Consider the following 13,514-nt stretch of genomic DNA (forward strand, 5'->3'; position numbering starts at 1 on the left):
TAACACAATGTTTGTGAAATGACAAGTGGTTAGTTGTTAGTTGTTAGTTGTTAGTTGTTATTGGTCACTGGTCACTGGTCACTGTTTACTGGCTGTATAGTGATACTTACAACAGGAGTTCTGATTTCACGCTTGTTCCCGTTGACGCTTTTTGCAGAAGTAAATTTTTGGTCTTTAAAAAGTTCGAGCGCATACTTTCGATATCGACTGCGTTGAGGTTCTAAAATTGACGGATGTATTTGGACTTCATCCATAAAATTTCCATTGCTGTCAATCAATAAAGTGGCTTGAAAAGTTATGGGTCCAGGTGTGGGTTCTGGCTCGGATGAAAGGGTTAATTTTTTTTGCTGAATTTTTCCTATAGGCTGAACTGAGTTTTCTGGAGTGTTTCTTCGTTCGTCATCTGTTTTTATATCCCAACTCGCAATTCCTGTTCCTCCTTGTTGTGTATTTGGTGGTGATTGTTGTGGTTGCACTGGTGGAGCCAAATCTGCCAATGGCGTTTCTTTACCTACAGCAACTTCACCCTCTGTTTTAGGAAGATTATCTGGTAAATTATTAGTCTCGCTAGGTGAGGGATTGGGGCTGCTAGAATTGGTCGTGTTATTTTGTGGATTAAAAGCGCGATCGCTGTTCTCTTGATTTTTTAGCTCTTGAGAAGTTGTATCAGTATTTTCCTCAAGATTGGGCGAAGAAGTCGGCTCTGGCTGTTGGTCATCAACGGCTGGGCTAGATGATGGAGTGGGGTCTGGTTCTGGAGTCTCCGTAATGTCAGGTGAAGGAGTCGGTTCTGGTGGCTCGTCTTGAGGAGTGTCAGGTGAAGGAGTCAGTTCTGGTGGCTCGTCTTGGGGAGTATCCAATGAAGGAGTTGATTCTGGTTCTTGCTCCTCTGGAGGAATTGAATTTGTTGGTTCTGGTTCTGGCTCTAAAGCGACTTTAGGTTGAGTTTTTGGGTTTTTGGGTTTAACATTCTCATTTATTGAGATTGGCAGACTCTTTGTAAAAGCAATAGCATTCCTGTCTTCAACAGGAGAGGATTTGGCTGCTGAACTCTTCGGAGCCACTTGCTTTGGAAGCTTTACTGACGAAGGTTTTGGCGTTGTTGGTTGTCTTTTAGGTGAAGCTTTTAATTGAGTTTTTTTTGCAGAAATCGTTATAAATTCTATGGGTATAGCAGTAGAAGAGGTTTTTTGCAAAAGGCTCAATCCATGCGATCGCAACAGCCAAAATAGCAGCAAGTGCAGGCTTATAGAACCTAAGGCGACAGCAATCCACAAACCAGGTGGATCGGTATGTCGCCTGTAAGTTCTTTCTGGTATTGGAGTTTGGTCAGCAACAGGTTGTGTCATATTGAGAAATTGTTATTAGATAGTGGTTAGTCGTTAGTCGTTATTTTTCATACTAACCACTAACAACTAACCACTAACAACTAACCATTATCTATTAGCTACAACTTCTGGTGTTACAGAAAAGGTAAGAACTGTTTCATCGATTCCTTTGAGTTCCAAGGGGCTGCATTTGGTAATTTCTTCATCTTGCAAATAATCGGCTACGGCTGCAGAAACCAGTATAGTACCGGGAAGTGCTGCTTGTTGCAATCGAGCTGCAATGTTTACACTCGGACCAATGGCTGTGTAGTCGGCGCGTTCAGAACTTCCAAACATTCCCACAACTGCTGTACCTTGATGAATACCGCAGCGAAACTGAACGCCTGTACGTCCGTCACTTTCAAAAACGCCTTGCTCTCTCCAACGCTTGTTCAATTGTGAGAGCGATCGCAGCATGGCTCTAGCTGTATTAATAGAGCGCCGTACTTGTTCATTGGGTGTGAGTTCTTCTGGTGCTCCAAATAGAGCTAATATGGCATCCCCCATAAACTTATCTACTGTACCGCCGTTGTTAAACACGGCTCGTGTCATTTCTTCTAAATATTCATTTAATAATTCTGCAACTCGACGCGATCTCAAAGTATTTGATAGTTGAGTAAAACCGACAATATCACTGAACAAAACTGTAATTAAACGAGGTTCTGGTCGTAAATCTAAAACTAGATCTCCTACTGCTGCTTTTTGTACCAAAACTGTTGGCAAAAACCGCTTCAAAACTGACTCTGTCAAATAAGTATTTAACTCTAATACTCTTCTTTCGTTTGCTTTCAGGGCTAAAAGGTTTCTAACTTCTGCAAGAAGTTCCCGGTCATTAAATGGCTTTGCTAAATAAGCATCTGCACCGCGTTCTGTACCTTCAATCCGAGTTTCTTCGTCAACTTTTGCTGTCAGTAAAATAATAGGTATTCCTTTTAACTTTTCCTCATTGCGGATTTCCCGAATCATTTCTAATCCTGATATTACAGGCATCATCAAATCGCTAACAATTAAATGAGGTACAAATTCCCTAGCAATCCGCAAACCTTCTAAACCGTTACGTGCTGTACGTACTTGGTAGCCATTAGCACGTAGAATGCCAGATACATATATTCGCAGATCTGGATTATCGTCTACGACTAAGATTGATGCAATAGATGTGTTTGAGGAATTAACTGTGTTGGCTTTCTCATCTTCCCATGTCCCTTGTCCCCAATCTCCAGTTTCTTCTTCTACGAGTTCCAAGTCAGCTAACTCTACGCTAGCGCGACTCATATTTAACTCACACGGTGTTTCCAGAACTTGCTCAATATTTAAGTGTGTACTACCAGGAATCAGGGACACAGTGAAGGTTGTCCCTTCTCCATATACTGATTCCACAGCGACTTCACCACCGTGGAGTTCTACCAATTCTTTAATGAGAGCCAAACCCAAACCACTTCCTTCATAAGAGCGATTCTCTGAACCTTCTGCTTGACGGAAGCGCTCAAATAAGTAGGGAATTTGCTCTTTAATAATACCAATTCCGGTATCTTGTACGTGCAATAAACACCGATCTCCTATCGATCGCACCGTAACGCTGATAATGCCATCATTTGGCGTAAATTTCATGGCATTCGACAAGAGATTATACACCACTTTGTCAAATTTTTCCGTATCCAAATAGACCGTAGGGCAATCTTCTAGCTTGCTCAGCAGGTGCAATCCCTTTTTTTCACAATAGGGGCGAAACGATTCTATAATTTGATTCACAAATTCAGCTAAATTGCAGGGACGGAAACCGGGCTGCATTCTACCTGCATCTAATCTTTGTAAATCTAGCAATTGATTGACGAGCCGCAACAAACGACGGGAGTTACGTAATGCGATCGTGCTTTGTGAGTAAGACAGTCCTTCTTTTGAAGCAACGGCTGCTTCCAATGGTCCTTGAATTAAAGTTATAGGAGTGCGGAACTCGTGAGAAATATTTTGAAAAAATTCAGTTTTTTGTCTATCTAATTCCAATAAACGCTCGGCTTGTTCGCGAGTTTTTTGATAGAGGCGTGATTGCTGTACGGCAATAGCGGCTTGAGATGCGACGGCTTTCGCCAAATCTATTTCTGATGCTTGCCATTTTCTTGCCCTGTTATTTTCTCGCAGGGTAATACTTCCTGTAATTTTACCATCAGCCAGTAAAGGAACTACCAAAAGCGAGCGGGCTGGGAGTCTTAAGGGCAAATCAAATCCTCTGATTTCCGGCGGACATTGGTTCATATCAGCGATCGCAATTGGTTCTTGTGTCCGCAATATTTCTTGTAGAATAGGATTTTCTTGAATAGACGACTGAGATATGGGTAATTCTTGCTTCCCGTTCTGCTCGTGCTGAAGAGAATTTTCACTTAATAAATTGTTCTGAAAACTGTCATACAAACCCACACGTTGGACAAATTCATCTTCCTCTGTCCATAAAGACAGAACACAACCGTCCACTTGTAAAGCTTGTCCCAGTTGTTGGGTAATAGCAGCAAAAATCTCTTGAGGGTCTAAGCTAGAGCGAATTGCACTGGTGATTGTATTAATAAGAGATTCCCGCTTTGCCAAAGCACGGACTTGCTCGTAAGCGTGGGCTTGAGAAAGAGCTAACGCTGCTTGATCTGCCACCATCATCACTAACTGCACCTCGTCTTCCTCCCAAATCCGAGGTGTTTTGCACTGGTGCAAGGCGAGTACAGCCATCAGTTCTTGTCGGCAGATGAGAGGTACTATTAAGCTAGAGCAAATCTCAGCCGCAGCAAAAGCTGTTACACGACTTTTCAATTCGGGACAATCGCTTTGGATGCGATCGTCCGTAGCGACTTGATTAATGACTTGAACTTCACGAGTTTCCCATAGTGTTTGGGCGAGGAGGGAGAGGGAGGGAGGGGGAGAGTGAGGGAGTGAGGGAGTGAGGGAGTGAGGGAGTGAGGGAGAAATTTCTTCCTTGGCTCCCTTGTTCCCAGTCTCCAATTTCTCCCCGCTTGCTTTTTGATAAATAAATTCTTCATTCACCAGTTGGTTATCTTGAAAGGGACGTAAAAGACACACGTCCACCTCCAACATATGACCTACAGTATCTACAATTGCTTGTAAAATTTGCCGATAATCTAAAGCGCTACGAATCGTATTGGTAACAGTGTTCAGCAGCGACTCTTGGCGGAGAGTACGGGTTAATTCGCGGGTTCGGGCTTTCAAAACATTGTGTGTATCCAACGCTTGGCGTACCAATGTTTTTAGTTCTTCGGCTTCCCACGGTTTAGTGACATATTTAAATACCTTACCAGCATTAATTGCTTCCACCAAATCTTCGACATCGGTGTAGCCAGTTAAAATAATCCGAATAATGTCTGGATATTGAGTTGCTGTTAAACTCAAAAATTCTGTACCACTCATCATTGGCATCCGTTGATCGGAGATGATGACTGACACATCTTCTTCTTTTGCCAACAGTTCTAGTGCTGCTGGACCTGAGTTTGCTCTCAGTACCCTATAGTCTCGATAAAAGGTACGATACAGCAAATCAAGGTTGTCGGGTTCGTCGTCAACAACCAAAATAGTGGGTTTACTGTTTGCTTGGGATTTCATGCACCGCTTTCCTGCTGCAACGGCAGACGCATAAATAATAATCCGTAGTGGTAGTTATGTATCAAGTGTTTCAGGATGATGGTAAACGGGTACATTCTGTAAACAGCAGCTTTTTGTTTTGTCAGCAACTCCCTCGCCCGTGCTGGATGGACGGGATTGAAAGGTTGTTTGTTTTGGTCAATAACGAACACATAATTTTGCATTGCTGCAAGTCTCTTTCAGGTAAAGTTTGCCTCGAAGACCGTTTAAAGCCGACGTATCCAAACGACACTAGCTTAACTCCCGTAAACTTGTTTAATCGCCTGGTTCTAGAAGCTTAAACTGGCAGGTATTTGTAGGTAGGACTTTTAGCACTTTCTTTAAACGTAGCTCATTTAAGGACTTAAGTCTGGTCTGGTCGCGTTAACCGCAAGTCCCCGAATTTATTCGTGGGCATGCAGTAAAATAGGAGTCCCTGACAGCCAATAGCCTTAATCGCTGGTATAGGTTCCCATTTACAAGGGATGCACTCCTTGGACAGGTTAATGGGTAACCTTTAGTCTTGCAGAATCATTAAAATGCCGGGGCATGAAGCCCTGTCACTTTAGTGCAGGGTGCTGACCTAGTTAGGCTGCATATTTAATTTTCCCCGCCACATCGCGATCGCTAACATTTTTCAGTAAATTTTATTGATGGCGAGCGTGGTAGAGTTTGTAATAGTACTACAATACGGTTAAAAATCAAATATACTATTATACAAACACTTAACTCCAATTTAACAATCAGCACAGGCAAACTGCCACAACACTCCTTATATTACCTGCAGTCCGATCTTAACTTCACCGGAAATCTTAAAATTATCGTCTTAGGTTAGATGATGTTTTAGGATAGTTGAGAACAGTTACACTCCATAAAATCAAGATTAAACTAGCTTTGAAACCCTGGTTTTTTCACTCGCCTTATCAAGAGCCAGCTACCGCCGCCGCTCCCAACGCCCCCTCTAAGTTTCAAATCCGTGCAGCTACACCTGCTGATTTGACTGGCGTTGCCCAAATCATTGCTGAGAGTTTTCACTCCAAAAATGGTCTTCTGGGATGGCTTTTTCCAATATTACGTTTGGGTATTTATGAAGATTTAAGACATCGTCTTGCATCAAGTGCTCCCCATCACCTTTGTTTGGTCGCGGCTAACACGACGAACCTTAGGGCAGATGATTTAGTTGCTACAGTAGAGATGGGCGTTAGATTCAATGATTCGTGGACTGAGGTTTCGAGGAGCGTTCTTTACCTATCCAACCTAGCTGTTCATCCCACATATCGCAGGCAAGGAGCAGCATCAAGTTTACTTCTAGCTTGTGAACAAGTAGCCCTGAATTGGGGATTTCAAGATTTATATCTTCATGTTTTAGAAAATAACCACGAGGCCCGCCACCTTTATTTGAAGCTGGGGTACCGAGTCTACAAGGTCGAATCTTGTTTGAATGCTTTTTTCCTGAGACGTTCGCGGCAGATTCTCTTACATAAGCGTTTGACCAGTGACCAGTGACCAGTGACCAGTGACCAGTGACCAGTGACCAGTAACCAGTAACCAGTGACCAGTGACCGATGTTAAATATTACTTATGTATATTAAAAATAATATAAAAGTTTTATCTTTTTAGTCTCTACTACTAGAAAATATTTTTATTTTTTAATAAATAAAAATATTCTCTCTTACGGGTGTATAATTCTTAATACACTTTAGATAAAACTTTATCTGCTTTCTTTCGAGTAAATGCTGGGTTCCTAAAACAGATGCTGTTTCTGCTGTATCTGCTGGTGAAATAAGATCGGAAACAGCAAAAGCTTTCATAGAAGATAAATATTTAAATTGACATCAGTAATATTACGATAAACATTCTGTTAAATCCTTACAAAAACTTTGTATTCAAGGCATCTATCTTTATAAAAACTTTAAAAATAATACTTCTCTAGTTGAAGACAAATCCACTTAAATCTCATAAAATATGAATACTCTAATACAGAACATTGTCTATTTATTAAAATTTTTGTAAATAGGCTTTGGAGTTATTAATATTAAAAATCAAAACTTTGATTTTACAACCTTTTTTCTATCAAATTGCAAACTATCCCCAAATTCATTCAATTTTGAGAAAAAATGGATAGCGCAAAGCGCCAACGCTATCGGTCTGCTATGGTATCTACTTATTATCCTGACACCAGATTTCTTGACTATTTTGTCATGCCACATGGAACTGAGCAACCCTATGGCTCGGATCTCCTAACGATGTTGCTTAGCGGAAAAGTTTTTATGGTCAACAGTCGCAGGCGAAATGGTTTAATACTGTTTAAACATTTCCATGCTGAGTTTGCCGGACCGGGAGCAGCTGTGGGAGGTGATTACGATCGCGATTGTGTGGGGGCGCTACCAATAGGAAATTTATCTTTATTAACCCCAGAGACTCATGATGAACGCCAAAAGGCTTACTTGATCCGGAGACAGTGGATTAGATTGATTAAGCAAATCACAGAAAATCCAGTTCCTCAACAGCGAGTTCAGAAGGTTTTAGATCAATTTGAGCAATATTTTCCTCCAGAAATGGTTGCTCAGTTACCTGATGAAGCATTTGCTTTTTTGGTAGGTGTTTTACCTCAAACAGTACGAATATTGCGCCGTTTGGGAAGTGATGACTCGGCAGAAGAGAGTTATGATGAATGAGTTAGTGGTTAGTGGTTAGTAGACAAAATTGTTGAATGGCTTGCCAGATTTCTGACATGACGTTGTTCAAACTGTGGTCGCTGTTAAGTTCTAATAACTCCACCCAAGGACGTTGGCGAGCAAAGTCGCGGCTAGCTTGAATAGGAATGACTTCATCTTGTTTGCCGTGCAAGATAAGAGTAGGAGTGGAACGTTGCAAAATCTCCTCTTTGTATTGACTGGCATCTAAAACAAAATCATAGCTCAGAGGAAGAGGACGTTTCTCTCCATAATGATGAACCATCAGATATTTTTCTTGTTGCCATTGCTGTAACGCTTCATCCCCCAGTTTAGGTAACCAATGAGATAAAAACCCAAAAGCAGGTGCTAGTAACACAAGGCGTTTTACTTGTTGATGCTGTTGTCCTAGATGAGCCGCGGTTAAACCCCCCAAACTTGAACCAATTAGGGTGACTGATGTAGAAGGCTCTGGTAATTCTAATGTGATTTGAGCCAGCTGACGGGTGATAGTCAAGTTTGTAAAATCCCCTGCATTTAAATCGGGAATTTTGAGATCGATATCAGCTTGGGTAAAGCAATCAAGAAGGTATCTTGCTTTAGCAGAACAAGGACTTGATGCAAAACCGTGAAGGTAAATAAATTCGATAGGCATTACAGTGACCAGTCAGTGACCAGTGACCAGTCAGTGACCAGTGACCAGTGACCAGTGACCAGTGACCAGTGACCAGTGACCAGTCAGTGACCAGTGACTTTATTACCTCATTGTGACAAATTCTTCTGCGGATGTAGGATGGATACCAACAGTGGCATCAAAGTCTTTTTTGGTAGCACCCATTTTAACGGCAATTGCTACACCTTGAATAATCTCACCTGCGCTGTCTCCAACCATATGAGCACCTAAAACTTTGTCAGTATAGGCGTCTACCACTAATTTCATCATTGTCCGATCGCTTGCGCCTGTCAAACTATGGAACAAGGGACGGAAGCGCGTGCGATAAATCTTAACTCCATCTTCTCCTAGTTTTTCCTTAGCTTCGGCTTCTGTCAAACCGACTGTAGCAGCTTCTGGTGTGGAAAACACGGCAGTTGGAACATCTTCGTGACTGAATATACGACGGTTACCACCGAATTCACTATCTGCAAAAGCACGACCCTCACCTATAGCGACAGGGGTTAAGTTCATTCTGTCAGTAACATCACCAACAGCAAAGATATTCGGTTGGGAAGTTTGGCTGTATTCGTTGACAGCGATCGCATTCATAGTACTATAGCCCGGTCCTTCAATAACACTAGGAACAACATCAACTCCAGCGTTTTCTAAACCTAGCCCTTCTACATTCGGTGCTCGACCCGTTGCGGCAAGAAAAACATCAGCCACGATTGATTCTGTATGTTCTCCTGATAAATTTAACTTTAATCCGAACGGTAAGCGTTCTACTGAGTCCACAATAGAATTTTTGACAATCCGCACGCCATACTCAATGGTTCCTTCCTGGATTCCCAAGCGGATATCCTCATCAAAACCGTTCAAAATCTGGTCTTTCCGAATGATTTGTGTTACCTCGCAGCCCAAACCACGCATAATACAAGCAAATTCCGTACCTATATATCCAGCACCAATGATGGCAATGTGCTTTGGTTTCTCCTTCAGGTGAAACATTTCATTAGAGGTAATGGCGTTTTCTATTCCAGGGATATCTGGTTTCACAGGACGCCCGCCCACAGCTATCAAAATTTTATCTGTAGTTACCTTACGTCCATCAACTTCTACAGTGTGTGGATCTACGAGAGTCGCACGGCTTCTAAAGAGTTCGACTCCTGCTTTTGCTAAGAAGTTAATGTGGAGTTCCGATAGCCGCCTGACTTCCTTATCTACGGTTGTGATAAAACGTTCCCAGTCTAATTCGGCTTCACCAACTTTCCAACCATAACCAGCTGCATTTTGAAATAATGCGGGGAAGTGAGAACTGTAAACCATGAGCTTTTTAGGAACGCAGCCACGAATCACACAAGTTCCACCAACTAAGTCATTTTCAGCAATGGCTACTTTTGCCCCGTAGCTAGCAGCGCGTTTGGAAGCTGCCAAACCTCCAGAACCAGCACCAATAACAAACAGGTTATAGTCATATGTCATAACTGGATTTCCTTTAATGAATTAGGAAAGATCGAGAAACTCTTCACCTATAGTTGGATGAATGCCAATAGATTCATCTAAGTCTTGCTTGGTAATGCCTTTACGAATGGCAACAGCGAGACTTTGAATGATATCCGCAGCATTTTCACCTACCATATGAGCACCTAAAACACGCTCTGATTTACCTTCAACCACTAACTTCATCGTAGCTTGTTCGCTCTCATTGGTTAAAGACGACAAAGGTTGAAAGCTATGGCGATATAATTTGACAGACTCACCAAATTTTTCTCGTGCTTTTGCCTCCGTCATGCCTACACCTGAGCCTTCAGGACGAGCAAAAACAGCAGAAGGAACTTCATCGTAATTAATTTTTTGCTCTTTTTTGCCAAAAATCGTATTGGCAAAAGCTATTCCCTGTGCTTTTGCCACGGGTGTTAATTGAGGGCTACTCGTGCAATCACCAACAGCAAAAATATTTTTCTGAGTTGTGCGGTTGTAATCATCAATTTTGATTGCCCCTTTTTGCTCGAGTTCAACTCCAACCTTTTCCAAACCAAAATTTTTCGTATTTGGCGCACGACCAGTAGCAACCAAAATCGTATCTGCTGGTACTGTTTTTCTTGATTCGCCAACAATTAACAGCAACCGTTCTTCCAAGTATTTAATTTCCCTAACCATGCTGTTGTTAATAAAACGAATCCCTCGTTTGCTTAAGCCTTGTTGAACTCCTCTGCGAATATCAATATCAAATCCCGACAAAATTGTTTCATCTTTATCTATGACCGTCACCTCGCATCCAAAGGCGTTCATCATACTGGCAAATTCCACGCCAATGTAACCGCCACCAATGATGACTAATCTTTTGGGTAAGTAAGGTAAATGAAACATCTCACGAGATGTCAGGGCGTATTCAATCCCCGATATTTTTGGCTTGATGGCATACCCACCTACGGCAATTAAAATTTTGTCAGCCGTGTATTTTCGTCCATCTATATCTATAGTGTGAGCATCAGCAAAGCTAGCATGACCTCGAATGAGTTCAATCCCTGCTTCTTGTAACTGTTGAAGGTAGGAGTCTTGGATGCTGTCAATATGCTGATCTACAGACTTGATGAATTTTGTCCAGTCAAAGTAAGTTTTGCAGTCACTCCATCCGTAGCTAAGCGCCATTTGATTTTTCAAGGCAAAATCGGCGGCTTGCACGATGAGTTTTTTAGGAACACAACCGCGATTTACACAAGTGCCACCAATAGCTTCTTTTTCAGCAATGGCAACACGCGCACCGTAGCTAGCTGCTTTTTTGGCGGCTGCTAGTCCCCCAGGACCAGCACCAATGACAAACAGGTCGTAGTCGAAGGTCATGGCTTTTGGGAAGAATGAAAAGCAAAGAATTGGATCTTTTCTCTATCATCGCAATTCCTGAGCATATCGGCTAGGGGCTAGTCCTTCAAGAAGATACTGTCTGAACAATCACTCTCGGTTTTCTCAAAGTTTCCTGGTAGCCTTGTGGTTCTCCTAACAGGACGACTGAACAACGTATTTGCTGAACGACTTCAGTTGTGACGTCGCTGATGGCTACCTGACCTATACTCAATCGGCGACGGCGCGATCGCAATACCACAAGGTCGCTTGATTGAGATGCTTTGACAATAGTACTCACTACATTATCTGCTGGTATGACAGAGATGGTGGTACGGCTTTGAGGAAAGTATCTAGAAACAAGTATTTCCAACTGGGACTTCATCCAAGAAATTCGGGCGGGAGAAATCCGGCGAGCGCACACGTGTAGTAGTGTCACTTCCGCTTGATTGGCATTTGCCAAAATCTTCACAAATTGCACGATCCGCACCGACTCTTGGGTCAAATTTTCAATGGGTATCAAAATTCGTTGTATGTTACTGGGAGAATCCAACAGACGGGTCACAGCTACCGGACAGTGAGATGCCCAAAGAACTCTATCAATGACATTACCAAACAAACGCGCACGCAATCCCGTGATTCTACCCCAACCCATGACAACTAAGTCAGCATTTTGTTCTCGACTAACATGGCTAATAGATTGAGGAATATTGTAGTCTATCCGTGTTACAGGTTCTACGTCTACACCCAATTCTTGACCGAGTTCCACTGCAGTAGATAGAAGAATTTTGTTTTGCTGTAGGTTTTTTTCTAATTCCGGAGAGTCCATATGCATGTGGGCAGGTGTCACAGCTAAAGCAAGAATCTTACTTCTTTCGCGGCGTACTAAAAGTGCTGCCATTTCAATCAAAGTTCTTTCCGTTTGCGGATTGCGAATGGGGACAACCACAGTGAATCCCTCACTGGTTTCATTCCTCCAGCCAAGCATTGACCCATCTGTTTCGTTTGTTTCATCGGAACTATTATCCATTGTTACCAACCCAGGAGCGCTGCGGGCTGTAATAAGCGGTCCCAATGTTGCTGTTACCATCATCAGAACTATGACGCCATTGAGTACGTCTTCCGTCACTAACTTAACTCTGTAAGCGACTAAAGTTGCTGCCAATGTAGCTGCTACTTGAGGGAGAGATAACGACCACATTGTAATCATTTCCCGCCAGTTATAACGGTAAACCAGCTTTGCCAAGAGTGCTGCAGCAAACTTACTCCCAATTAACCCTACCAAGATAGCTAGTGTCAGCCAGATAGAACTGATGCTTTTAATAAATCCTGGAATATTAATTAATAAGCCCAAATCAACAAAGAAAATTGGTATGAACAGCACATTCCCAACAAAGACTACCTTTTCTTTCACGGGTCCCGAACCGATGACCTCATTCACCGCCAATCCGGCGAGAAATGCTCCAATAATCTTTTCTACGCCAATAACTTCTGCGCCCAAAGCGGAGACAAAAACGACTAGCAGCACAAACAAAAATTGGTTTCCTTCTTCGTCTCCAGTGCGTTTGAAGAATTGATGCCCTAACCATTTAAAACCAAACAAAATAATCGCAGAATAAATAATAAGTCCCAGTAGTAGCTTGGTTATACTAAATACAGAAAATTCTCCTTGATGGATACCAACACACACCGCCAGTACGAGCAGTGAGCCAATATCCGTGAAAATAGTTGCACCAATGGTAACAGTTACTGCTTCGTTGTTAATCACTCCCAACCGACTAATGATGGGATATGCCAGCAAGGTGTGGGAAGCAAACAGGGAGCCAATTAAAACAGAAGCATTCCAACCAAAACCAAATACTCGCCCTACTATTGTTCCTGCAATCAACGGTATGAGGAAGGTAAAAGTTCCAAATCCTGCAGAACGATGCTTGGTTCGCTGAAACTGTTCCATATCAATTTCTAGCCCCGCTACAAACATCAAGTAAATCAACCCAATACCTGAGAGAAGCTTGAGGGTTTCCGACTCATTTTGAAAAATACCCAAGCCTTGGGGTCCCAAGACAACGCCTGCTGCTAACAACCCCAACAATCCTGGTATCTTAAAGCGCTCAAAGATGAGAGGGACTATTAAGATGACAGTTAAGAGAATGGCGAAAGAAACAATAGGCTCCAAATGCATCAATAGCTCCTGTGTTAAGCGGCGGACTGCATCCCATATCTTCAGGGACATTGAAACATTTATCTTCTGCCATTAGGTGGTGTCTGAGAGTGGGATTGACACTATCGAAAGATTTTTTGACACCACTATAAAGTGGTGATAATATTTTTTTGACCCCACTTCATAGTGGTAACAAAAAA

General features: G+C 42.3%; 9 protein-coding genes. 2 read left to right on the top strand and 7 right to left on the bottom strand.

What is annotated here, in order from left to right; translation table 11 throughout:
* Window positions 1–71: 71 nt before the first annotated feature.
* The 3 genes from WA1_RS29230 to WA1_RS29240 all read right to left on the bottom strand — a co-directional run bounded on the left by WA1_RS29230 (window position 72) and on the right by WA1_RS29240 (window position 5,167).
* Window positions 72–1,349, bottom strand: coding sequence for a hypothetical protein (locus WA1_RS29230; RefSeq protein WP_017747046.1), 1,278 nt, complete (start codon window positions 1,347–1,349; stop codon window positions 72–74).
* A gap of 87 nt (window positions 1,350–1,436) precedes the next feature.
* A complete protein-coding gene (locus WA1_RS29235; protein ID WP_017747045.1) occupies window positions 1,437–4,964 on the bottom strand; it encodes a response regulator in 3,528 nt (1,175 codons plus the stop codon).
* Window positions 4,961–5,167 carry an RRXRR domain-containing protein gene (locus WA1_RS29240; protein WP_017747044.1) on the bottom strand — a complete coding sequence of 69 codons (207 nt, stop codon included), beginning with the start codon at window positions 5,165–5,167 and terminating at the stop codon, window positions 4,961–4,963. The genes WA1_RS29235 and WA1_RS29240 overlap by 4 nt, the downstream gene beginning before the upstream one ends.
* Before the next feature lie 709 nt (window positions 5,168–5,876).
* Here WA1_RS29240 and WA1_RS29245 point away from each other — a divergent pair.
* Both WA1_RS29245 and WA1_RS29250 read left to right on the top strand, forming a co-directional pair.
* Window positions 5,877–6,488 carry a GNAT family N-acetyltransferase gene (locus tag WA1_RS29245; protein WP_017747043.1) on the top strand — a complete coding sequence of 204 codons (612 nt, stop codon included), beginning with the start codon at window positions 5,877–5,879 and terminating at the stop codon, window positions 6,486–6,488.
* A gap of 611 nt (window positions 6,489–7,099) precedes the next feature.
* Window positions 7,100–7,660 (top strand): hypothetical protein, encoded by a 561-nt coding sequence (locus WA1_RS29250; RefSeq protein WP_017747041.1) that lies wholly within the window; start codon window positions 7,100–7,102, stop codon window positions 7,658–7,660.
* Window position 7,661: 1 nt separating this feature from the next.
* Here the strand turns inward: WA1_RS29250 and WA1_RS29255 are convergent, their stop codons facing one another.
* The 4 genes from WA1_RS29255 to WA1_RS29270 all read right to left on the bottom strand — a co-directional run bounded on the left by WA1_RS29255 (window position 7,662) and on the right by WA1_RS29270 (window position 13,386).
* The gene (locus WA1_RS29255; protein WP_017747040.1) at window positions 7,662–8,312 is read right to left on the bottom strand and encodes a YqiA/YcfP family alpha/beta fold hydrolase; all 651 of its coding nucleotides are present in this window, start codon (window positions 8,310–8,312) and stop codon (window positions 7,662–7,664) included.
* Window positions 8,313–8,414: 102 nt separating this feature from the next.
* Window positions 8,415–9,794, bottom strand: coding sequence for a glutathione-disulfide reductase (gor, locus tag WA1_RS29260; protein WP_017747039.1), 1,380 nt, complete (start codon window positions 9,792–9,794; stop codon window positions 8,415–8,417).
* Window positions 9,795–9,815: 21 nt separating this feature from the next.
* Complete coding sequence (gorA, locus tag WA1_RS29265) at window positions 9,816–11,156, bottom strand: glutathione-disulfide reductase (protein ID WP_017747038.1); 1,341 nt, start codon at window positions 11,154–11,156, stop codon at window positions 9,816–9,818.
* 85 nt (window positions 11,157–11,241) lie between these two features.
* Window positions 11,242–13,386 carry a cation:proton antiporter gene (locus tag WA1_RS29270; RefSeq protein ID WP_017747037.1) on the bottom strand — a complete coding sequence of 715 codons (2,145 nt, stop codon included), beginning with the start codon at window positions 13,384–13,386 and terminating at the stop codon, window positions 11,242–11,244.
* Window positions 13,387–13,514: the final 128 nt, after the last annotated feature.

It is taken from the genome of Scytonema hofmannii PCC 7110 (assembly GCF_000346485.2).
Classification (GTDB): domain Bacteria; phylum Cyanobacteriota; class Cyanobacteriia; order Cyanobacteriales; family Nostocaceae; genus Scytonema; species Scytonema hofmannii.